This is a genomic window from Acrocarpospora macrocephala, from assembly GCF_009687865.1.
Lineage (GTDB): Bacteria > Actinomycetota > Actinomycetes > Streptosporangiales > Streptosporangiaceae > Acrocarpospora > Acrocarpospora macrocephala.
Map to the genome: position 1 here is coordinate 25,763 of NZ_BLAE01000088.1, position 21,417 is coordinate 47,179.

General features: G+C 66.9%; 19 protein-coding genes. 12 read left to right on the forward strand and 7 right to left on the reverse strand.

Annotation, left to right across the window (positions count from 1 at the left end; translation table 11 throughout):
* Positions 1 to 71: 71 nt before the first annotated feature.
* Positions 72 to 290, reverse strand: a complete 219-nt coding sequence (locus Amac_RS47645) for a glycosyl hydrolase 53 family protein (protein ID WP_218041715.1) — start codon at positions 288 to 290, stop codon at positions 72 to 74.
* A gap of 540 nt (positions 291 to 830) precedes the next feature.
* Between Amac_RS47645 and Amac_RS47650 the strand changes: the two genes are divergently transcribed.
* From Amac_RS47650 to Amac_RS47675, 6 genes are all read left to right on the forward strand, one after another.
* Positions 831 to 2,099 carry a helix-turn-helix domain-containing protein gene (locus Amac_RS47650; RefSeq protein WP_155361062.1) on the forward strand — a complete coding sequence of 423 codons (1,269 nt, stop codon included), beginning with the start codon at positions 831 to 833 and terminating at the stop codon, positions 2,097 to 2,099.
* A gap of 167 nt (positions 2,100 to 2,266) precedes the next feature.
* A complete protein-coding gene (locus Amac_RS47655; RefSeq protein ID WP_218041716.1) occupies positions 2,267 to 2,833 on the forward strand; it encodes a GNAT family N-acetyltransferase in 567 nt (188 codons plus the stop codon).
* Between the two features lie 89 nt (positions 2,834 to 2,922).
* Positions 2,923 to 3,084, forward strand: coding sequence for a hypothetical protein (locus Amac_RS55675; RefSeq protein ID WP_155361063.1), 162 nt, complete (start codon positions 2,923 to 2,925; stop codon positions 3,082 to 3,084).
* On the forward strand, positions 3,071 to 3,340 hold the full coding sequence (locus tag Amac_RS47665; RefSeq protein WP_155361064.1) for a hypothetical protein: 270 nt from the start codon (positions 3,071 to 3,073) through the stop codon (positions 3,338 to 3,340). The genes Amac_RS55675 and Amac_RS47665 overlap by 14 nt, the downstream gene beginning before the upstream one ends.
* A gap of 83 nt (positions 3,341 to 3,423) precedes the next feature.
* Positions 3,424 to 4,818 (forward strand): AAA family ATPase, encoded by a 1,395-nt coding sequence (locus Amac_RS47670; RefSeq protein ID WP_246269168.1) that lies wholly within the window; start codon positions 3,424 to 3,426, stop codon positions 4,816 to 4,818.
* Complete coding sequence (locus Amac_RS47675) at positions 4,815 to 5,468, forward strand: DUF4276 family protein (protein ID WP_155361066.1); 654 nt, start codon at positions 4,815 to 4,817, stop codon at positions 5,466 to 5,468. Before Amac_RS47670 ends, Amac_RS47675 begins: the two co-directional genes overlap by 4 nt.
* Before the next feature lie 248 nt (positions 5,469 to 5,716).
* Here Amac_RS47675 and Amac_RS47680 read toward each other — a convergent pair whose 3' ends face one another.
* From Amac_RS47680 to Amac_RS47690, 3 genes are read right to left on the reverse strand one after another with little or no spacing between them, the layout of a single operon-like run.
* The gene (locus tag Amac_RS47680) at positions 5,717 to 7,228 is read right to left on the reverse strand and encodes a glycosyl hydrolase 53 family protein (protein WP_155361067.1); all 1,512 of its coding nucleotides are present in this window, start codon (positions 7,226 to 7,228) and stop codon (positions 5,717 to 5,719) included.
* Entirely contained in the window at positions 7,225 to 8,331 is a 1,107-nt protein-coding gene (locus Amac_RS47685; protein ID WP_155361068.1) for a glycoside hydrolase family 53 protein, read from the reverse strand. The genes Amac_RS47680 and Amac_RS47685 overlap by 4 nt, the downstream gene beginning before the upstream one ends.
* A gap of 11 nt (positions 8,332 to 8,342) precedes the next feature.
* Positions 8,343 to 10,313 (reverse strand): beta-galactosidase, encoded by a 1,971-nt coding sequence (locus Amac_RS47690; protein WP_246269169.1) that lies wholly within the window; start codon positions 10,311 to 10,313, stop codon positions 8,343 to 8,345.
* Between the two features lie 162 nt (positions 10,314 to 10,475).
* Between Amac_RS47690 and Amac_RS47695 the strand changes: the two genes are divergently transcribed.
* Genes Amac_RS47695 through Amac_RS47710 form a run of 4 tightly spaced genes read left to right on the forward strand, consistent with a single transcriptional unit; the run spans position 10,476 to position 14,514 of the window.
* Positions 10,476 to 11,777: an ABC transporter substrate-binding protein gene (locus tag Amac_RS47695; RefSeq protein WP_155361069.1), complete on the forward strand. Its 1,302-nt coding sequence runs from the start codon at positions 10,476 to 10,478 to the stop codon at positions 11,775 to 11,777.
* Positions 11,778 to 12,668 (forward strand): carbohydrate ABC transporter permease, encoded by an 891-nt coding sequence (locus tag Amac_RS47700; protein ID WP_155361070.1) that lies wholly within the window; start codon positions 11,778 to 11,780, stop codon positions 12,666 to 12,668.
* Positions 12,665 to 13,501, forward strand: coding sequence for a carbohydrate ABC transporter permease (locus Amac_RS47705; RefSeq protein WP_155361071.1), 837 nt, complete (start codon positions 12,665 to 12,667; stop codon positions 13,499 to 13,501). Before Amac_RS47700 ends, Amac_RS47705 begins: the two co-directional genes overlap by 4 nt.
* Before the next feature lie 14 nt (positions 13,502 to 13,515).
* Positions 13,516 to 14,514, forward strand: a complete 999-nt coding sequence (locus tag Amac_RS47710; RefSeq protein WP_218041717.1) for a LacI family DNA-binding transcriptional regulator — start codon at positions 13,516 to 13,518, stop codon at positions 14,512 to 14,514.
* On the opposite strand, the gene Amac_RS47715 is transcribed toward Amac_RS47710, so the two are convergent.
* From Amac_RS47715 to Amac_RS47725, 3 genes are all read right to left on the reverse strand, one after another.
* Entirely contained in the window at positions 14,470 to 15,603 is a 1,134-nt protein-coding gene (locus Amac_RS47715; RefSeq protein ID WP_155361073.1) for a hypothetical protein, read from the reverse strand. The two genes, Amac_RS47710 and Amac_RS47715, sit on opposite strands and share 45 nt — an antisense overlap.
* The gene (locus Amac_RS47720) at positions 15,603 to 15,926 is read right to left on the reverse strand and encodes a PadR family transcriptional regulator (protein WP_246269170.1); all 324 of its coding nucleotides are present in this window, start codon (positions 15,924 to 15,926) and stop codon (positions 15,603 to 15,605) included. Before Amac_RS47720 ends, Amac_RS47715 begins: the two co-directional genes overlap by 1 nt.
* Positions 15,927 to 16,228: 302 nt before the next feature.
* The gene (locus Amac_RS47725) at positions 16,229 to 18,553 is read right to left on the reverse strand and encodes a glycosyl hydrolase family 95 catalytic domain-containing protein (protein WP_170323022.1); all 2,325 of its coding nucleotides are present in this window, start codon (positions 18,551 to 18,553) and stop codon (positions 16,229 to 16,231) included.
* A 47-nt stretch (positions 18,554 to 18,600) separates the two neighbouring features.
* Here Amac_RS47725 and Amac_RS47730 point away from each other — a divergent pair, with 47 nt between their 5' ends.
* Together Amac_RS47730 and Amac_RS47735 are read left to right on the forward strand one after the other, a co-directional pair.
* The gene (locus Amac_RS47730) at positions 18,601 to 20,511 is read left to right on the forward strand and encodes a beta-galactosidase (protein WP_155361075.1); all 1,911 of its coding nucleotides are present in this window, start codon (positions 18,601 to 18,603) and stop codon (positions 20,509 to 20,511) included.
* Between the two features lie 521 nt (positions 20,512 to 21,032).
* On the forward strand, positions 21,033 to 21,212 hold the full coding sequence (locus tag Amac_RS47735; protein ID WP_155361076.1) for a hypothetical protein: 180 nt from the start codon (positions 21,033 to 21,035) through the stop codon (positions 21,210 to 21,212).
* Positions 21,213 to 21,417: the final 205 nt, after the last annotated feature.

Here is a 21,417-nt window from a genome sequence, read left to right on the forward strand (position 1 = left end):
GCAGCCTCCCTGCTCAAAAATCCAGCGGGCGGTGTCTGGTGTGGTGCCACGGCACCGCCCGGTTGGAAGTGCTACTGGTGGGTGAACTGGGTCAGGGCCGGGAGGGCTCGGTCGTTGAAGTCGAAAAGGGCTTGGTTTTCCCATTCGTTGCCGGAGGAGGGATTGGTGGGGTCCCAGCCGTTGCCGGAGACGGCGGTCCAGGTGGGTTCCCAGTAGATAGCGCCGAGGCCGCGGGCGTTGGAGATGGCTTGGACCAGGGACATGATGTCGCGGCAGCGCTGTCGAACCACCAGCGGTAGAGGCCGTTGTCGCCGCCGTTGGCCACGCGCAGGACGACCTTCGTCGAACTGGAGACCGCATTTGAGGGCGCGACGAGCGATGTTGGCGGTCGGTGCTGTAGCCAGCCGTATGGTCCGTGCCGCCGCGGCCCCTCAGAACAGCCCAGCCCGAACGGAATTCGAGAAGAGCTCGGTAACCAGCAAGAGCGCATTATCGAGCCGATCACCAGCTTGCCCGGTCAGTGAATTGCGAACGAATCTCCGCGCCCACAGCGCGGCGCTCGATTTGTCGGGAAATTCCGTTATGCCCAGCAGGCTAGTGATCGGATCCAGGGTGGCGGGGGTCGTTCAATTGCTTTAGCCTTGGCCATGGATGCGGACCTCGCTCCTGATCAGAGCCCGTCAAGTGCGTTGCCTCGCCTTGACTGGCCGCCCGAACTTCGGGCCATTTCCGAACTCCCCTGACATGGTGAAGAAGAACCAGGAAACAGCCAAGCCAATTGGTGTTGGTGGTTGTTGCCGTCAATACCGTCAACACCTGGAGGAGCGGAAATGCCTACCGCCGAACGTGTGGATCCGAGCGAGTCCCTGTGGCATCTGCTGGGCGCCGTCATTCGCCGATTCCGCGAAGACGCCCGCCGGATCAGCCTGCGGGAGGCCGCCAAGCGGTCCTTCATCGACCCCGCGCACCTGTCGAAATGGGAACGCGGCCTCGCCCGGCCCGACGCCCAGTCCATCACCCACCTCGACCGGGCGCTGAGCGCCGAGGGTTGCCAGGTGGAACTTCAGCGGGCTATCGCCGACCTCGACCATCTGCGTACCCTCGAAAACAGGACCCCAGTCAGCGGGGAGGACGCCACGGAACGCCGCCGTCTCTTCAAACTCGCCGCCGACCTGACCCTCGGACTCGTTTCCGGCTCGGAGCCTATCCGGCAACTCATCATCCCGGATGATTTCCGCAGCACCGAGGAATGGGAAATCACCTGCGCCGACCATCTTCACGCGCTGCGCACCCGTCCCCAGGCCGACATGATCGCCGATCTGGCCATCGACCTGGTGGCCCTAGGTCGGCAAATGGAGATTGCGACGCCCGCCGACCTGATCGAACTGCAGCGTACATTGGCCACGCTGTCGATGATCCACGCCATCGTCCTGACCGGTCAGGCTGAGCATGGCGGCGCGATCCGCTGGTGGCGCGCGGCCCGTCAAGCCGCCGACTCGTCCGGGGACCTCTCACTCGGGCTACTGATCAGGAGCGAGGAAGCCGGCCACGGCCTCTACGGCCAGCGGTCACCAGATGCCGTACTCCGCCTCCTCAAGGAAGCCCAGAAGTTCGCTGGTGGCCCTCACGTCGACCTCATGGAGACGGAGGCGAAGGCACTCAGCATGACGGGCCGCCACGACGAAGCCCTGGGAGCGGTTCACCGATTGATCGACCTGTCCGGGACGAAAGTGGCTGATCGTGTGGGCTTCCGAACGCCATCCGCCATCCATTTCGCCGCATCGTGGGTATACGCCGCGGCAGGCTACGAGGCTCAGGCGGACAGGGAGAGAACGTCGGTGCTGTCGTTGGCGAAGTCGTACACCTACCGCGTCAACGTCGCACTACACGGGGCTCTGTGCACGGTCGCGAAAGGCGGCACCGGCGAAGGCGCAAGAGAGGCAGCGGCAGTGATCGCCAACCTGCCGCCCACCTACCGCAACAACCACATCCGCCAAACCGGTCAACTGGTACTCCAGGCGGTCCCCATGGACCAGCGCAACAATCCTGGCGTACGTGAACTCAGGGAAGTCCTTACCAACAGTCCCTCGGAGATGTGAGGCGTGCCCTCGCAGTGATAGCGGGCAAGAGATCCAGGACGAGGCAGTACAGGTGCCGAACGAACTGCGACCCATACGGCAAGCACAGACGGCATCGACGAGGAGTTATGCGGGCGCAAGCCGTCCGGATACTGACCCACGCACCTGTGGAACGTGGAGAACCAGACATGACGGAATCAGGCATGGTGACCTTCAAACGGTTCGACGCGGCCGGTGCCCGAGAGCAACGCGAGGTGGTCTCGCTCATCCACCGCGACGCCTACGCGGCGCGGATCGCCATCGGTGACGCCTTCGCCGGTAGCGAGGCGTTCATGACCCGCTTCGACGCCTACACCCGCCGGGACGGCCTCGACCTGGTGATGGCATTCGACGGTGACGAACCGGCCGGGCAGACCTGGGGCTGGCCGCTCACCCCGGAGACTCGGTGGTGGAACGGCCTGGAGACCGAGCCCGAGCCGGGCTTCACCACCGAGGACGGTACGCGTACCTTCGCCCTGTCGGAAATCATGGTCCGGCAGGCCTGGACCGGCCGGGGCATCGCACACGCGCTGCACGACACGCTCCTGTCCACCCGTCAGGAGCAGCGGGCCACTCTGCTGGTGAGACTGGACAACACCACCGCGTATGCCGCGTACACGCGCTGGGGCTGGCGACCGAGCGCCCGCCTCCGTCCGAGCTGGCCCGACGCCCCTCTGATGGACGTGCTAACCCTCCCACTACCCCTGCCACAATGAACTCCGCTGACACTCCACATCGGAGCGCCTTGGAGTGGGATGGTGATCTGGTAGTCGTGTTCGGCGATCAAGCCAAGGGAGCCGATGGGATGGATGGCTGCATAGGCCTCCAGCAACTGGCGTATCCGCTCGTGCACTCGCGTCCGCTGCCCACCTCCATCCCCGGCGGCAAGGCGAGCTGGGTCACCATGTCGGAGCCCGATGGCAGCGCGCGTCACTCGCTCCCGATTTCCGGTTATGTACGGCTTTGAGGAGCAGATCTGGTTCGACGCCCGTGGGCGGAAGATCGCGGGCAACTTCAACTCCTTTGGTCGTGGTCAGACCAAGGCGGACTTCGAGGCCCTCATGGCTCACCTAGACCCCGAGCTCAACGGCCCGGTGCCCGACGGCTACGAAGCCCCCTCCTACAAGGCTGACCGGGAGGCCGAATACCGCCAGGCTCACGCGCACTTTGCCGCTCGCTTGGCGCAAGCCGTCCCAGCCACCAACGATGAGGAGACTCGATGAGATTCGTAGCTCCGCAGTTCACCCGAGTCCGGTGCACATCTGAGCGCATTGAGCGCGGATAGCCTGAGGCCATGCTCACCAGGTTGGAGATCCAGGGCTTCAAGAACCTGCTCGATCTGCAGGTGGACTTCGGTCCGTTCACGTGCATCGCGGGTGCGAACGGGGTGGGCAAGTCGAACGTCTTCGACGCGATCGAACTGCTCTCCCATCTCGCCTCGGACCCGCTGGTGGAGGCCTCACAGCGGGTGCGGGGAACGCGCGGTGGCGATCCCCGGGACCTATTCTGGGATGGCTACCGCGATCACCAACGGCAGATCTCCCTCGCCGCGGAAATGATCGTACCTGATGAGGTTGAAGACGATCTCGGTGCACCGGCGCTCCCAACGACCACGTTCCTCCGCTACGAGGTGGTTCTCGGTTATGCCGTACCCGAGGGAGAGAGCAGCGTTGGCCGTCTGACCCTCCTTCGGGAGGAGTTGCGCCACATCAACCGCGGTGACGCTCCAAAGCACCTGCGCTTCCCGCACAGCCCAAAACATTTCCGGAACGCGGTGGTACAGGGCCAACGGCGCGGCGGTGCCTACCTCTCCACCGAGCAGCGAGACAACGGCACGATCATCAACGTCCACGGGGACGGGGGGAGCCGTGGCAAGCCACTGCCCCGCGCCGCCGGCCGCGCGGGCCGGACGGTGTTGAGCACGATCACCACCAACGACTATCCGACCATCCTCGCCGCACGCCGGGAGATGCAGAGCTGGCATCGCCTCGCCCTGGAGCCATCAGCGCTTCGCGCCCCTGACGGGTTCACCGACCCGCGGACACTCGGAGTGGATGGTCGGCACCTGGCCGCCACGCTCTATCGCATCGCCAACGAGAGCATCGCCGCCGACCCGGAGGCGGTCTACGCCCAGGTGGCCGACCGGCTCTCCGATCTCGCTGGCGTCAGCGTCGAGAGTTTGCGCGTCGAACCCGATCAGATCCGTGAGGTGTTCACGCTTTTCCTCCGGGAGCGCAACGGGCTTCAACTGCCTGCTCGTGCCCTCTCCGAGGGCACACTCCGCTTCCTCGCGCTGTGTGTGCTCTTGGAAGACCCGACGTTCACCGGCCTCATTTGCATGGAGGAACCGGAGAACGGCATCCACCCGGCGAACCTCCAGGCGATAGTCAGGCTCGTCGAAGACCTCGCGGTTGACCCGCAGGAGGCACCCGGTCCCGACAACCCCTTCCGTCAGGTGATCATCAACACCCATGCGCCTGGTGTCGTCCAGCTGTGCAAAGAAGACGACCTTCTTCTCGCGGAAACCCGCCCTCGCCGGACGGACGAAGGAACCGTGACCGACGCGCTCTCTCTGCTTCCCTACCAGCGCTCCTGGCGCGCGGTCAGCCAGCCGCTGACTTTCTCCAAAGCCGACGTGGTCGCCTATCTCGCTGGTCCCCCGGGGGCCAACCTGCGTATTCCCGGGGAGATGGCCGGATGAGCGGGCGCGTCTACACGGGATTCTTCGTCGGGGAAGGCACCTCCGACCTCCCGCTCGCCGACATCGTCGAAACCCTCTTCATCGACCGTGGCACGCAGGTGCGGCTCAGCAAGCCGGATTTCGAATCTTTGAAGGGAGTGCGCAGGGACGTCCGTTCGAAGGTGTCGGCCAGCATCCAGCTGGTCGGCGGCCCAGTCGACCTAGTCGTTGTCCACCGGGATGCCGACAACGCCGGAGCGGACACCCGCCGCAACGAGATTGAGGAAGCCGTGCATGCGGCCGGGCATTGCTCATCAATCGTTCCGGTGATTCCCGTCCGGATGACCGAAGCATGGCTCCTTCTGGATGAGCAGTCCATCAGGACCGTGGCGGGGAATCCCAAGGGAAAGATGAACCTGGGACTTCCTGCTTCGAACCGCGTGGAGCGCGAACCGGACCCCAAGCAGCTCCTCAAGGAATGCTTATTGAAGGCTTCCGATGCGACTGGGAGGCGGCGGGAGCGAGCTGCCAACCGGTTCTATGAACATCGGAGACACCTCCTGCAACGGCTCGATTGTGCGGGACCCGTCACCTCGTTGCCGAGCTGGAAGCGGCTTGTCGCCGACATCGAGTCGGTTATCGACCAATGGAACGGCAGGGAAGATCTGTAAGACCGACCCCAGCAGGCCGTTCGCCAACTCCGACGGGTTGGCATCATGCAGTTCCGTACTGGAGGGGAACATCCGGCGAGGGCGAGGACAACCAGCCCGGCGGTCATCTTTCGGGTGGTGCGCTTAGGACGGGTTCCTGGTCGGGATGCACGGTCGAGGCGCCACACGATCGGTTTGTCCAGTAGGGCGTGACATCCCGTTCCGTGTGGTCCCATGCGAGCATTCCGTGATCCCGACCAAGGAATTCGCTACTGGTGGGTGAACTGGGTCAGGGCCGGGAGGGCTCGGTCGTTGAAGTCGAAGAGGGCTTGGTTTTCCCATTCGTTGCCGGAGGAGGGGTTGGTGGGGTCCCAGCCGTTGCCGGGGACGGCGGTCCAGGTGGGTTCCCAGTAGATGGCGCCGAGGCCGCGGGCGTTGGGGATGGCTTGGACCAGGGACATGATGTCGCGGAGCATCGCGGACTGGCCGGCCGGTGAGGATGGGTAGCCGGTCACGGGTGTGGCGGAGTTCACCATGTTGCCGAAGGCGTCGTCGGAGCCTGGCGTGAACGGGTAAGCGGTTTCGGCCAGGAGGACGGGTTTGCCGTAGCGGGTGGCGATGTCGTCGATGTTGGTCTGGAAGGCGGCGAAGGTGCCGTGCCAGTACGGGTAGTAGGAGACGCCGATCACGTCGTACAGGACCCCGTTGGCAGCGGCGCTGTCGAACCACCAGCGGTAGAGGCCGTTGTCGCCGCCGTTGGCCAGGTGCAGGACGACCTTCGTCGAGCTGGAGACCGCCTTCACCGCGTCGTAGCCGGAGCGGATGAGCTGGGCGAGTTGGGCGAAGCGGGAGCTGCGGCCGTCTTCCCAGAGCATGCCGTCGTTGATCTCGTTGCCGACCTGGACCATGTCGGCGGTGGTGCCCTGGGATTTGAGGGCGTTGAGGACGTCGAAGGTGTGGTTGTAAACGGCGGTTCTGAGGTTGGCGAACGAGAGGGACGTCCAAGCGGCTGGTTTGTACTGTTTGCCGGGGTCGGCCCAGCTGTCGGAATAGTGGAAGTCGATCAGCAGCCCGAGGCCGAGAGCTTTTGCGCGGGTGGCCATGGCCAGGACCCTGGCTTTGTTGTTGTAGCCGTCGGCGGGGTTCACCCAGACCTTGAGGCGGGCGTAGTTGACGCCGTTGTCGCGCAGGATCGTCAGCGCGTCCCCGCGCACTCCGGCGGCGGTGAAGTATCGCCCGCCGAACGCCTCCGACTTGGGCAGGCTGGACACGTCCGCACCCTTGATCGACAGAGTGGCCGAGCCGGAGGCGAAGCTCACGTCGTCGAAGTTGGCCCAGCCTCCGGCGGCGGCGGAGCTGTTGAGGCTGATCGTGCACTGGGAGTTCGTCACGGTCTGGGTGACCGCGATCCGCAGCCAGTCCCCTGACACGGGAACGTAGGTGCGGCGTTCGGCGCCGCCGCAATTCTTGAGCGAGATCCAGCTCTGGCTGGCCGTACCGGCGCGAACCCAGGCGCGGAGGGTGTACGTGCCGTTGACGATGCCGGACAGAAACTGCCAGGTCTCCACCGTGTACGCCGAGGACGACCAGTGCGAGAGCCGGTAGCTGCCGGAGTGCCCGCCCGCTTCGTGGAAGTCGGCGGCGGCCGTGCCGGTGGTGCTCCAGCCGGAGAGGTTGACGGTTTCGAAGCCCGTGTTGGTGAGCGTGGTCGCCGCCTGGGCGGGCGACGGGAGCAGCAGGGTGACGCCCAGCAGCGCGAGAACGGCCAGAATCCTGCTCATCGGCCCTGTCCGAACTCGCGCATGGCGGGGAGCGGACGGTTGGTGAAGTCGAAGAGCGCCTGGTTCTCCCAGCCGTTGCCGGAGGTGGGATCGGCCGGATCCCAGCCGTTGCCGGGCACGCCGGTCCACGTGGCCTCCCAGTAGAAGACGCCGAGACCCAGATTGTTCGGGACGGCCCGCATGATCTCGGTGATCTTTCGAAGGAAAGCGGTCTGACCCTCAGGGGTGGCCGGATAGCCGGGATACGGCTCAGCGGACAGGATGATGTTCTCCCAGCCGTCCTTGTCGGCGGTGGTGAACGGGTAGGCGGTTTCGGCGAGGATCAACGGTTTGCCGTAGCGAACGGCGATGTCATTGAGGTTGGCCTGGAACGCCTCGAACGTGCCGTGCCAGTACGGGTAGTAGGACAGGCCGATCACGTCGTAGCGGATGCCATTGGCGGCGGCGTTGTCGAACCACCAGCGGTAGAGGCCGTTGTCGCCGCCATTGGCGAGGTGCAGGACAACGCGGGTGCGGGAGGAGACGGCTTTCACGGCGTCGTAGCCCGCGTTGAGCAGCCCGGCCATGCCCGGCCAGTTGTCATACCGCCCGTCCGGCCAGAGCAGGCCGCCATTCAGCTCGTTGCCGATCTGCACCAGGTCAGCGGTGGTGCCCTGGCGGCGCAGCCCGTTGAGCACGTCGTAGGTGTGGTCGTACACGGCCTGCTTGAGCTGGTCGTAGGGCAAAGCCGCCCAAGCGGCGGGTTTGTTCTGCTTGCCCGGATCTGCCCAGCTGTCGGAGTAGTGGAAGTCGACGAACAACTTCAGGCCCGCGGCTTTCGCGCGCCGGGCGATGGCCAGCACGTGGGCGCGGTCGTTGTAGCCGTCGGCCGGGTTGACCCACACCTTGAGGCGGATGTAGTTGAGCCCGGCTTTCTCCAGGATGCGCAGGGCGTCGCCGCGGCGGCCGTCGCGGTCGCGGTAGACACCGCCGTACGCCTCGGATTTGGCGAGGCTGGAGACGTCGGCGCCGCGGATGGGGAGCGGGCGGGGATGGGCGTGCGCGGGGGCGGCCAGGGTGAGGCCGAGTGCGACGCCGGTCAGCGCCGCCAGGAATCGTTTCATTGATCCTCCGGTCAGGAGAGGCGGACGACGGTGACCGCGCCTGCGGGCACCTCGCCGTTGAACGGCGTTCGCGCGAGTACGTCGGTTCCGGTGACACCGGGGACGCTCGCCGCGACGTCAGCGTGGTTGATCAGGAAGACATGGCGGCCACGCTGGACGTATTCGAGGGTGTCGGGGAGGTCGTGGGGGCGGGAGACGGCAGCCCGGTCGAGGATCGGGGTGAGCAGGTCGCGGAGGCCGTCGAGGGGGGCGGTGGCGAGGTACCAGGCGGTGCCCGCGCCGAGTTCGTTGACGGTGGCGGCGGGGTGGCCCGCGTCGGGGCCGGTGGTGAACGTCTGGACGGAGCGGGCCCCGGTCAGGCGGACCCGCTCCGACCAGACGCGTGCGGTGGCCCCGCCGGAGAGGGTGACGGTCTCGTGCTCGCGGAGCGGGTGGAACTCCTCGATGGACAGGCCGAGCAGGTCGCGCAGCACGCCGGGGTGGGCGCCCGGATGCACGGTGTCGTGCTCGTTGACGATGCCGGAAAAATACGACACGACGAGGTTCCCGCCGGACTCCACGTAGCGCTGCAGGTTCTTGGCGGAGGCCTCGGTGAGCAGGTACGAGGACGGCGCAACCACCACCCGATATCCCGAAATATCGGCGGAAGGGTGGACGAAGTCGGTGGTGACGTGGGTGCGCCACAGCGTTTCGTAGAAAGCGCTGATTCTGTCCAGGAAGGCGAGGTCGCCGGACGGGCGCCACTCCAGTTCGAGCGCCCAGTAGGACTCCCAGTCCCACACGATCGCCACCTCGGCGGCGACCCTACTGCCCCGGACCTCGGCGAGTTCCCGCAGGTCGGAGCCGAGCGCGACGACGTCACGCCAGATCTGGGAGTCGGTGCCCGCGTGCGGGACCATCGCCGAGTGGAACTTCTCGGCGCCGAACCTGGACGCCCGCCACTGGAAGAACATGACGGCGTCGGAGCCCCTGGCGACGTGGGCGAGGCTGTTGCGCCGCATCTCCCCCGGGCGTTTGGCGATGCCGCGCGGCTGCCAGCTGACGGCCCCGGTCGAATGCTCCATGATCATCCAAGGCCCGCCGCCGGCCAGGGAACGGCTCAGATCGGCTGACATCGCCAGGTGGATGTGGTTGTCGCGCCGCTCGCCGTCCAGGTAGTGGTCGTTGGCGATCACGTCCAGCTCGGGCGCCCACCGCCACAGATCCATGGACTTGCAGTTCACGGTTCCGGCGAAGTTGGTGGTGACCGGTTTTCTGGTGCCGCGCAGCAGGTCGCGCTGCAGGCGGTAGTGCGCCAGATGGGCGTCGTTGGAGAAACGCGCGTAATCGAGGCGTTGGGCGGGGTTGACCACGGTGTGGCTCCAGCGGGGGGCGTCGATCTCGTCCCAGTCGCCGTACCGCTGGCCCCAGAAGGGGGTGCCCCAGGCGTCGTTGAGGGCGTCGAGGCTTTCATGCGCGAGGCGCAGCCAGTCCCGCCAGGCGGTGACGCTGGCCGCGCAGTAACACTCGCCGAGCGGCGCGCCGTACTCGTTGTGCACGTGCCACATCACGACCGCCGGGTGGTCTCCGTACCGGTCGGCGAGGCGGGTGACCAGTGCGGACGTGGCCGCGAGGAAGGCGGGATGGCTGGAGCAGGCGCTCTCCCTGCTGCCGAGCCCGATCCGGACCCCCTCCCGCGTCACCGGCACCGAATCCGGATATTTCCGGGAAAACCACGGCGGTGGGGTGGCGGTTGGTGTGCCCAGGTCGACCGCGATGCCCGCCGCGTGCAGCCGATCGATGATCTCGTCGAGCCAGCCGAACTCATACCGCCCCTCGGCGGGTTCCAGCAGGACCCACGCGAAGATTCCCAGGCTGACCAGGGTCACCCCGGCCTCGCGCATCAGGCGGACATCCTCCTCCTGAACCTCGCGCGGCCACTGCTCGGGGTAGTAGTCGCCGCCGTACGCGATGCCCTCCGGCAGAGCGGGATATCCAGGCACAAGCCCCCCAAGCGTGAATCATTTCTGTGAACGTGCACAGTAATGCACGACCCCCAGAAGACTCCAGATCCCGCGAGTTAACGAGAACGTAACGGGCATTGACAGCCAGATGGGACCCCTCGCACTCTGTGAACGTTCACAGACTTCCCAGCGGAGGCACCTATGCGTACCAAACGCCTGGCCATAGCTCTCGCCACGATGCTGGCCGCCGGATGCGGCGGCGCGGCGGAGACACCCGCGGCGGCGCCCGCCACGTCGGCCCCCGCAGGCCCGGTATCCCTCACCTACTGGACCTGGGCCCCCAACATGGACAAGATCGCCGAAGTCTGGAACCAGGCGAATCCGGACATCAAGGTCACCGTCAGCAAGCAGGCGGGCGGCGACGACGCGGCCGCCAAGTTCCTCACCGCCGCCAAGGCCGGCAACGCCCCCGACCTGGTGCAGGCCGAATACCAGCACCTGCCGTCGTTCATCGCCGCCGACGCGGTCGCCGACATCGCTGCCGAGGCCGCCGCCGTCAAGCCCGAGTTCAGCGCGGGCCTCTGGGGCCTGGTCACCCTCGGCACCGAGAGCGTCTACGCGATCCCGCAGGACAGCGGCCCGATGATGCTCTACTACCGCAAGGACCTCTTCGAGAAGTACGGCATCGGCGTCCCGAAGACCTGGGACGAATACGCCGAAGCCGCCAGGACCGTCCACAAGGCCGACCCGAAGGTCTACCTGGGCAGCTTCTCCAGCAAGGATCCCGGCTGGTTCGCCGGGCTCGCCCAGCAGGCGGGCGCGCAGTGGTGGTCGATCTCCGGGGACGCGTGGAAGGTCGGCATCAACGACGCCGCCACCACGAAGGTCGCCGACTTCTGGGGCGGCCTGGTCCAGGAGGGCGTGATCGACGACATGCCGTACTTCACCCCGGAGTGGAACAAGGCGCTCAACGACGGCACCCAGCTGAGCTGGCCGTCGGCCGTCTGGGGGCCCGGCGTGCTGGAGAGCAACGCGCCCAAGGGTAAGGGCAAGTGGGGCATCGCGCCGCTGCCGCAGTGGAACGCCGGGGAGAACTTCAGCGGCTTCTGGGGCGGCTCGTCGACCGCGGTGTCGGCGGGGTCCAAGAACCGGGCTGCCGCGGTCAAGTTCGCGACCTGGCTGAACACCGATCCGCAGGGGATCGATCTGCTGGTCAAGGAGGCGTTCGTGTATCCGGCCTCCGGCAAGGGGCAGGCGGCGCTGGGCGCTCCTCCGGCGTACTTCGCGGAGAGCCAGCCGGACTTCTGGCAGCAGGCCGCGACCATCGGCACGTCGGCGCGCGGGTTCACCTTCGGGCCGAATGTGGGCGTCACGTACAACGCGTACAAGGATGCCTTCGACAAGGCGTTGCAGGACAAGTCCCCGTTCAGCGCCTCGGTCGGGACCATGCAGGACACGACCGTGGCGGACATGCAGAAGTCCGGCTTCACGCTGGCGCAGTAGATGCACCGGAGACACGGCGGCGCTCGCCTGAGCGCCGCCCCCTACCTGTTCCTGGCTCCGGCGATCGTGCTGTTCATCCTGTTCCTCGCGGTGCCGATCGGCTACACCGTGCATCTGGCGCTGCGGCGGACCCGGGTGTCCGGGCTCGGCCTGGGCAAGGGGTCGCGGCGGGAGGTGTTCGTCGGGCTCGACAACCTGCGCGCGGCGGTCACGGACGACGAGCTCTGGGCCGGCTGGCTGCGGGTGCTCGGCTACGGCACGCTCGTGCTGGTCGTCATGCTCGGGCTGGCCCTGCTGTTCGCGCTGCTGCTGGATTCGGCGCATGTGCGGCTGGCGCGGTTCTCCCGGATCGCGATCTTCCTGCCGTACGCGGTGCCGGGCGTGGTGGCGTCCTTGTTGTGGGGGTTCCTCTACCTGCCGAGCCTGACGCCGATCGGGGGGATCGATTTCCTGAGCGCTTCGGCGGTGACGTACTCGATGGCGAACGTGGCCGTCTGGGGTGGGACCGGATTCAACATGCTCGTGCTCTACACCAACCTGCGGGCCATCCCGCGCAGCTACTACGAGGCGGCGCGCATGGACGGCGCGTCCGAGCTGGCCATCGCGCTCCGGGTGAAGATCCCGATCCTGGTTCCGGCGATCATCCTGACCACGGTGTTCTCCATCATCGCCACCATTCAGGTGTTCACCGAGCCGACCACGCTGCGGCCGCTGACCAACACGATCAGCTCGACCTGGAGCCCGTTGATGAAGGTGTATCGGGACGCGTTCGTGACCGGTGACCTGTATTCGGCGGCGGCGACGTCGCTGGTGATCGCGGCGGTGTCGCTGGTGTTGTCGTTCGGGTTCCTGCGGGTGGTGCGCGGGCGCGCGTTCGGGGAGGGCCGGTGAACCGGCGGCCGGTGGGGGCGCTGCCCACGGGGTTGCTGGTGCTGGGGGCGATCTACTGCCTGCTGCCGGTGAGCTGGGTGCTGATCTCGGCGAGCAAGTCTCCCGGTGAGCTGTTCACGCTGGGGACGCTGACGCCGGGGAGCGGGCTGCTGGAGAACGTGCGGGAGCTCAACGCGTACCGGGATGGGGTGTTCTGGCGGTGGATGCTGAACAGCGTCGTGTACGCCGGAGGCGGCGCGTTGCTGTCCACGCTGGTGTCGGCGGTGTCCGGCTTCGCCCTGGCGAAATATCGGTTTCCGGGGCGGAATCTCATCTTCAATGTGCTGATCGGCGGGATCCTGGTGCCGTCGGTGGTGCTGGCGGTGCCGCAGTACCTGCTCTTCTCCAAGATCGGGATGGCGGACACCTACTGGGCGGTCCTGCTGCCGCAGATCCTGCATCCCTACAGCATCTATCTGGCCCGGGTGTACGCGAGCGCGGCCGTGCCCGACTCGCTGCTGGAGGCCGGGCGGATCGACGGCGCCTCGGAGCGGCGGCTGCTCGGGCGGGTCGCGCTGCCGCTGATGGTGCCCGGCATGGTGACGATCTTCCTGTTCCAGTTCGTGGCGATCTGGAATAACTTCCTGCTGCCGTTCCTCATGCTGGGCGACGACGGCAAGTTCCCGCTGACCGTCGGGCTCTACTCGCTGCTCGCCGCCGGGGCCAACCAGCCCTCGCTGTACAACCTGATCATCACCGGCGCGCTGTTGTCGATCATTCCGTTGATCGCGCTGTTCCTGACCATGCAGCGCTACTGGCGTACGGACCTGTCCGGCGGAGCCCTCAAGGGCTAGTGGAGAATGCCAGTGTGAAGAGGCCGACAATCCACGACGTCGCGGCGGCGGCGGGCGTCTCGCGGGGGACGGTCTCGCGCGTGCTCAACGGGGACCGCTACGTGAGCACCGCCGCCCGCCTGGCGACCGAGCGCGCGATCGCCGAGACCGGGTATGTGGTGAACCTCAACGCCCGCAACCTGGTGACCCAGCGGTCGGGCTCGGTGGTGATGGTGCTCTCCGAGCCGCACGAGAAGATCTTCGAAGACCCGAATGACAGCACCGCGATCCGGACCGCGATCCGGCGGCTCGCCGAGCGCGACCTGTCCCTGGTGATGATGATCGCCGGCGACGCCGGGGACCGGGAGCGGGTGCTGCGGTATGTGAAGGGCGGCCACGCGGACGGCGTGCTGCTCATGTCCACGCACGCGGGAGATCCGCTGGTGGACGCGCTGGACGGGGCGCGCATCCCGGCCGTGTCGTTCGGGGCCGTGATCGGGCGGGAGAACGTGATCCCGTACGCGGCGTGCGACGAGCGCGGCGGCGCCCAGCAGATGACGCGCTACCTCGTCGAGCAGGGCCGGAAGAAGATCGCGATGATCACCGGGCCGATGGACACGCCCGGGGGGATCCAGCGGCTGGAGGGGTTCGCGGACGTGCTCGGGCGCAAGGCGTCCAAGAAGCTCATCGAGCACGGCGACTGGACCCGGCTGAGCGGGGAGAGCGCGATGGCACGCCTGTTGGAGCGCTCCCCTGATCTCGACGCGGTTTTCGCGGCCTCGGATGTGATGGCGTCCGGAGCGCTGTCGACGCTCCGGGCGGCGGGGCGGCGCGTGCCGGACGATGTGGCGCTGGGCGGTTTCGACGACTCCGCGGTGGCGATGTCCACCCATCCGGCGCTGACCACGATCCGCCAGCCGCTGGCGGAGATCGCCGAAGAGACGGTGCGGATCCTGCTGGACCTGATCGACGGCGCGGAGCATGTGCCGTCAGTGACCGTTCCCACCCGGCTGATCGTCCGCGATTCCGCTTAGTCTCCTGCCACGACGCGATGTGCCGCCGAAGGCTCCGATCAGCAGGCCGAGCAGGGGCCCGGCGATCAGACCCGCTTCGTATTTCGCCGCGGTGTCGCTCACGCTCATCTGGACCTCGAACAGCGTGCCATGGGGAACATTGGGGCTGGGGTTGGCCCAGATGAGATCGACCTGGCGGGGCAGCATCAGCATCGTGGTGATCGTCAGGATGGCGACGACCAGCGCGGCGGCGGTGCCCGCGCAGAGTCCGGCGAGGGTGCCGCGCCTGGCCGCGGCGGTGAAGGTAGCCGAGCCTCGCGTGGATCGGGTGGCGAGCGGTCCGGCGGCCAGGACCAGCCCCAGGGGCAGCAGGATCAGCACCGCGAGGTAGGCGGCGGACGGCCAGCCGGGGCTCGGACGCAGGAGGTTGCCCAACGGCATGAGCGCGTAGACGACCAGGGCGGCGACGACGCCGAGACCCGATCCGGCGGCGAGGGTGGCGGGGTCGGCGGCGAAGCGCCGCGAGGTCACCGCCAGGATCACCAGGGCGTAGCCACCGATCAGAGCCAGGATGACGATCGCGCCGATCACCGCCCCGCTGCGCATCTCGGCGTCGTGGTTGGCCTGATCGAAGGCCACCATGTGGTCGAACCTGCTGCCCGCGAACCGGGACAGGCCGACGATGACGCCGAGCAACGCGTACATGGCCAGGTATCCGCCGGTACGGACCGCCCGCGCGGCACGATTATCGGCGACCGGGCCGAGGAACCGCCGCGACGCCCAGGGCAGCACGGCGAGCAGCGCCACCACCGCGATCGTGCCGGCCCGGTTCATCGGGGCCGCCACGTTCTCGGTGCCGGGATGCCAGTCGAGCCACACCAGTGCCGCTCCTGCCCCGACAGCCGCCGCGGTGTGAACGATTCTGCGGATCACTTCGGCCTCCCTGGCCACCAGCCACAATCCCCCGGCCAGCCACCGCAACCTGGCCCACCGGCCCGGCACCTCGCCGGCTTCGGCCCAGACGGCCGCACCCCAGTCCTGCCGTTGCGGCGGCAGCAGCCGGATCGCCCAGCTCAGTAACCCCGCGACGAGGCGAATCGTCCGGTCCATCAGGTTCCTTCCACGCCGAGGAGGCGATTTCCGGTCGCTCGCGCGGGACGGGAGGCGGCCTCCAGCGCCGCTCGCGCGGCCGTGACCCCCTCGGGGGTGAGCCGATACAGATGCCGCCTCGGCCGCCCGACCGGCTGCTCGTCCTCCCACCGGGCTTCCAGCAGCCCACGGTCGGCCAGCCGGATCAGAATCGGATAGAGCGTGCCCGACTTCAGCCCGGTCTCCTTGGCCAGGTCATACCCATGCCGCCACTCCACCGGCACCTCACCCAACACCGCCATCACCGACAACGTCTGCACCGAAGGATTCGTCTTCCTCACCACACTGTAAAACTCTATCTAGGTAGACCCAATCGGTCGAGAGCAATCTCCAACTCCCGCCACACCTCCAGATCCCGCCACACCTTGTGATGCCGACGCACCTTGTGATGCCCGAGCACCTCGTGACGGCCGCACCCCTCGTGACGGCCGCACCCCTCGTGACGCCCGTGCACCTTGTGACGGCCCATTCACCACATGACGCCCAGTACACCTCTTGGCGCCGGTACGGCGAGAACCGCCACCTGCGTGAACGGCGCCGGATAACGGCGAGCAACCCGGGAGTCACTCGTCCTGTTCGGTGCTCGCTAGAAGCGAAGGTCGATAGGGGTTCCAGCGGGGAGGTGGGCTTCTTGGCCGTTGATCGTGGCGGTGATGGTCTCGCGGGCGGTCAGGGTGGCTTCGATTCGCTTGGGGGACCAGGCCAGGCGGTCGAGTCCGATTCCGGCTCTGGCCAGGAGGCCTGTGGCCTCGCCGGATGGCCAGGGGCAGGCGGGGAGGAGGTCGATGTGGCCCTCGTGGGTGGAGCGGAGGAGCATGGCGGCGATCAAGGCGGGGGTTCCGCCGCAGATGTCGACGTTGAAAATGGCGTCGCGGTTGTGGGTGGAGACCAGGTTGGGGCGCCAGTAGCGGGTGCTGAGCAGGGTCAATGCCTCATCGGCCTCGGCGGTCATGCCCAGGCCGGCGGCGGCGAGTCCGATCTGGACCAAGCCGAAGGCCATCTCATCGGACTCGGCGCTTCGCCACCATTCCAGCCGTTTCTGTACGGCTAGTGCGCCCGCTTCGGCGAGGTGGGAATCGGGTTCGTACCAGAAGGGGTAGAGGTGTGAGGCATGGCGGTGGGCGTGGTTGTCCTTGATGTCCCACGCCCATTCGGCGAGTTCGCCGGTGGGGGCGATGCGGTAGGCGGGTAACCGCCGCGCCAACGTCTCCCAGCGGGGGTGGGGATCGACCCGGCGGAGATTGGTGAGCAGGTCGCGTACGGCGGCGAGGTCCATGGTGGCGTTGATCGCGGCTTGGGCGGTTTCGCCGGGCGGGGCGTTCTCCGGGGAGTACGAAGGGACGAAGTTGCCCTGGGGATCAAGGAAGTCCTCGTAGAACGTGGCGGCTTCGGTCATGAAGGGGAGGGCTCGGGTGTGCAGGAAGTGGGTGTCGAGGGTGTGGCTGTAGTAGTCGAAGTAGAGGCGGGAGAGCCAGGCGGCGCCTGCCGTCCAGAAGGTCTGGCACCAGCGGGGAGTGAAGTGGTTCTGGCGGCCGTGAGTGGAGAGGTGGACGGGGGTGAGGATGCCGCGGCAGCCGTACAGGCGGTGGGCGTTGGCGCGGAAGTCGGGGAGGAAGGCGTCGAACAGGTCGAATACGGGGAGCAGGAGTTCGGGGGTTCCGGTGCTGAGCAGGGCGGCGACGGCGGATTGCAGGTTGCCGTCGATGGTGTAGCCGGACTGCCAGGCGGGGTGGCTGGTGCCGGACCAGACGCCTTGCAGGGTGGGCGGGAGGTCCCCAACGCTGGAGATGATCGCGTAGCGGCCTGCGGCGTAGAGCGTTTCGATGAGTTCTTCACCGCCCTGGGCGAGGGTTCTTTCCGCGTTTACGGTGATCTGCCGGAGGCCGGGGCGGTCGAAAAGGTCGCCGTGGGCTTCTTCCGCCCTCGCGGTGGCTTTCAGGTGACGGGAGCGGTCGAAGAGATCGCCGTGGGCTTCTTCCGCCCTCGCGGTGGCTTTCAGGTGACGGGAGCGGTCGAAGAGATCGCCGTCGGCTTCTTCCGCCCTCGCGATGGTTTGCGGAGGACGAGAGCGGTCGGTCTCTTCTGCCCTCGCGGTGGCTTGGTGGGGGTTGAGTTGGAGGTGGGAGCGGTGGAAAAGATCGCCGTGGATGGGTGCGTGGCGGGTTAGGAGTTCGTCGAAGCGTGCGGGCGGGGGTGGGGTGCTGGTGGAAAGCGGGTCTGTGGCCGTGGTGGTTCTGGCGGTGATCGTTACTGAGGTGGCGCTGCGGATCTCCAGGCGGGTGCCGGTGGTCCAGAGGTGGCCGCCTTGTGCGGTGACGTGGCATTCGACCTGGTAAATGGGGGTGTTCAGGCGCAGGGTGAAGGCGCCGGTGATGGTGGGGGTGGATTCGATGGGGGCGTCTTCGGGTGGGGAGAGGGTGAGGATGCCGCTGACGTCGCCGGTGAGGCGGATCGCGATCACGTCGTCGGGGCGGGAGGCGAAGACCTCCTGGGTGAGGCTCGGCCAGCCTTGCGTGACCAGGCCCGACGTGAAATCGCATTCCCGGAAATACGGTGAATCGCTGGTGAGTGGGTGGAATGTGAGGGTGGCTGAGGGGACCAAGGGGTCGATCTGGCGGAGTTCCGTGTAGTCCGGGTTCTCCTGGGTGGCCAGGGCGGTTACTCGGTCGGCCGCTTGCTGGTACGCGCCGCCGTACAGGAGGGAACGGAGTTCGGGCAGGATGCGCGCGGTGTTTGGGGGGTCGAGTGGGGGCACGAGCGGGAGGAACAGGCGTTCGTGGGAGAACGTGATGGCCAGGGCGTGCGGGCCGCCGTACACGAGGGCGCCCTGACGACCGTTTCCGGTGATCAGGGCATGTTCCCAGTCGTCGGCGGGGGTGGCCGAGGTGAAGCCGTTGACACCGGAGATCATGGCAATTAGTTTGACCTCCATCCTAATGGGCGGCAAGAGGTGGGCCGATGCGCTACGGCGGCGACTACAACCCCGAGCAGTGGCCCGAAGAGGTCTGGCATGACGACGTCGCCCTGATGCGCGAGGCCTCGGTCAACCTCGTGACCGTGGGCGTTTTCTCATGGTCCCGCCTGGAACCCGTGGAAGGCGAGTACGACTTCGGCTGGCTCGACCGCGTGCTCGACCTGCTGGCCGCCAACGACATCCAGGTCAATCTGGCCACGCCGACCGCGTCCCCGCCGCCGTGGTTCAGCCTGGCGTACCCGGACGCGCTCACCGTCACCGCCGATGGGGTACGGCTCACGCACGGCAGCCGGGATACCTACTGCGTCAGCGCTCCGCCGTACCGGACGGCCGCGAAGCGGATGGCGACGGCGCTGGCCGGGCGGTACGGCGAGCATCCCGCGCTGGCGATGTGGCATGTGCACAACGAGTACGGAACGTGGTGCCATTGCGATCATGTGGCCGGCGCCTTCCGGGAGTGGCTGCGGCGGCGGCATGGGTCGCTGGACGTGCTCAATGAGGCGTGGACGACTGATTTCTGGAGCCAGCGTTATTCGGACTGGGCGCAGATCAGCCCGCCGCGGAAGACGCAGTATCTGGCCAATCCCGCGCAGTTGTTGGATTTCCGGCGGTTCCTGTCCGATGAGATGCTCGCGTGTTACGTGGAGCAGCGGGACATCCTGCGGCCGACGGGGGTGCCGGTGACCACGAACTTTGTGTTCGGTGGGTGGGTTCCGGTGGATCACTGGCGGTGGGCGGAGGAAGTGGATCTCGTTGCCATTGATGACTATCCGTCCGGGAACGCGGAGGAGGAGAGCGCGTTCGCGGCCGATCTGGCGCGGTCGTGGGCGCGGGGGCGGCCGTGGTTGCTGATGGAGCAGGCTGCCGGGGTGCGGTACGCCGGGGGGCGAATGATCCCCAAAGAGCCTGGGGCGCTGGCGCGGCATTCGATGCAGCACATCGCCCGAGGCTCCCAGGGGGCGATGTTCTTCCAGTGGCGGGCCTCCCGGGGCGGTGCCGAACAATGGCACCACGGCATGGTTCCCCACGCAGGCCCCAACTCCCGCACATTCCAGGAAATATCGGCATTAGGCAGGACGCTCGCTGGGCTTTCTGATCATGTTCCTGGGATCGACGCCAAGGTCGCGATCCTGTGGGACTACGAAGCATGGTGGGCGTTGCAATCCCCCGGCCTGCCCTCGCCCGACCTCGACTACCTCAAATCAATCCGCCAGGCCCACCGCGCCCTGTGGCAACGCGGAATCACCCCCGACTTCGCCCACCCATCCCACGACATTTCACAATACGAAACGATCCTCGTCCCGAGCCTGTACCTAATCACCAGTAAATCCGCCGCCAACCTCACCACGTTCGTGCAAAACGGCGGCACCTTGATCGTCTCCTACTTCACCGCCCTGACCAACGAACACTGCCAGATCCACCTAAACGGCCACCCCGGCGCCCTCCGCCACCTCCTCGGCATCTCAATCGACGAATTCACCCCACTAACCGAACCAATCCCCTTGCTCGCCTCGGGCGAGACACCCCCACCCGTCCGCTCCTCCGGCACGACCTGGAACGCCCAGCTCACCGGCATGATCTGGAGTGAGAACGTCCGTCTTGTGGGTGCCGAGGCGGTGGTCACATATTCCAGCGGAACCCCGGCGATCACGCGCAACCGCTACGGAGCCGGGACGGCCTGGTATCTGTCCACCCAGCTCGATGACGACGGCTACGCGGCGCTGCTCACCGCGGCGGGGCTGCCCGTCGCGTCCGCCCCGCCCGGCGTCGAGGTCATCCGGCACCGCGACGGAACCGTTTACGCCATCAACCACACCAAGGACGCCGTCCACGGCATCGCTCCCAACCCCCTGCCACCAGGCGGTTTCGCGATATTCAATGACCCTTGCCGCTGACCTGCCCAAACGTGAACTGGATCAGGAATGGCAACTTATCGGGCTCTTGTTGGACTTTCAGGTGGATGGCACGGCGGCCTACCGTCCCCGTGCCAGTCCCGATGGCTGGCCGAGGCGGCCTGGGACAACATCCCGGCCCGGCCTCAGCGCCCCGGCCTCATGTCCGCGCGGTCGGGGCGCACTCCAACCAGACCGGCAGGCGCTGTCAACCAGTTGCGACCGGCAACCGTCCTCTTCAGGCAACGGTCAAACTCTGCAAGTAAAAAACAAGGGGACGGCAAACACGAAGGCGCATAGTCTGCTCAAGTCACCGGAAGGAGGGCGATCATCATGGCCATTCAAGGACGCCGCCGACGAATCCGCATTCCCAAGTCACGGATGCGACGCAAGGTGGCCGACCTCGACCTCCGTTCCCCCTCCGGTCGCCTGCTGCCGTTCTAGGCGCTTTACAGCAGTTTTATGCCACCCTCTGTAGAAATTTCATGTTAGGTAACGAAATCATCACGTCCGGGGGGATAGCGATGCTCAAGGTGGTGCCACCACTCGCCAAAGTGAGAGACATCCGGTCCGCCCTACGCAGGCGGCCCAGCGCCAGACTCACGACCACCATCCACGACACCAAGGTCATCCACCTCCACACGTACCGGCACGCCAAGATCATCCACTTCCCCGAGCGCCACGACCCCACAACAGTGGCCTGACGTCAGTGGCCCGACGGGGCATGAGCCCGCCCCCCTTCGAGCGCGCTTTCCGACGAATCGGGGGTTGGTCCCTTCGAACGCACCTTCCGGTGTATCGGGGCCAGCCCCTTCAAGCGCACCTTCCGACGAATCAGAGCCCGACCCCTTCAAGCACGCCTCCGGCGAATCGGGCGGGGGCGGGCGGAGCCCGGAGGAATAGAGAGGG

Excerpts from the sequence above, each read along its gene's own strand:
- Amac_RS47650 (WP_155361062.1), top strand. The coding sequence starts at position 831 with ATGCCTACCGCCGAACGTGTGGATCCGAGCGAGTCCCTGTGGCATCTG.
- Amac_RS47655 (WP_218041716.1), top strand. The coding sequence starts at position 2,267 with ATGACGGAATCAGGCATGGTGACCTTCAAACGGTTCGACGCGGCCGGT.
- Amac_RS55675 (WP_155361063.1), top strand. The coding sequence starts at position 2,923 with ATGGATGGCTGCATAGGCCTCCAGCAACTGGCGTATCCGCTCGTGCAC.
- Amac_RS47665 (WP_155361064.1), top strand. The coding sequence starts at position 3,071 with ATGTACGGCTTTGAGGAGCAGATCTGGTTCGACGCCCGTGGGCGGAAG.
- Amac_RS47675 (WP_155361066.1), top strand. The coding sequence starts at position 4,815 with ATGAGCGGGCGCGTCTACACGGGATTCTTCGTCGGGGAAGGCACCTCC.
- Amac_RS47680 (WP_155361067.1), bottom strand. The coding sequence starts at position 7,228 with ATGAGCAGGATTCTGGCCGTTCTCGCGCTGCTGGGCGTCACCCTGCTG.
- Amac_RS47685 (WP_155361068.1), bottom strand. The coding sequence starts at position 8,331 with ATGAAACGATTCCTGGCGGCGCTGACCGGCGTCGCACTCGGCCTCACC.
- Amac_RS47695 (WP_155361069.1), top strand. The coding sequence starts at position 10,476 with ATGCGTACCAAACGCCTGGCCATAGCTCTCGCCACGATGCTGGCCGCC.
- Amac_RS47700 (WP_155361070.1), top strand. The coding sequence starts at position 11,778 with ATGCACCGGAGACACGGCGGCGCTCGCCTGAGCGCCGCCCCCTACCTG.
- Amac_RS47715 (WP_155361073.1), bottom strand. The coding sequence starts at position 15,603 with ATGGACCGGACGATTCGCCTCGTCGCGGGGTTACTGAGCTGGGCGATC.
- Amac_RS47725 (WP_170323022.1), bottom strand. The coding sequence starts at position 18,553 with ATGATCTCCGGTGTCAACGGCTTCACCTCGGCCACCCCCGCCGACGAC.
- Amac_RS47730 (WP_155361075.1), top strand. The coding sequence starts at position 18,601 with ATGCGCTACGGCGGCGACTACAACCCCGAGCAGTGGCCCGAAGAGGTC.
- Amac_RS47735 (WP_155361076.1), top strand. The coding sequence starts at position 21,033 with ATGCTCAAGGTGGTGCCACCACTCGCCAAAGTGAGAGACATCCGGTCC.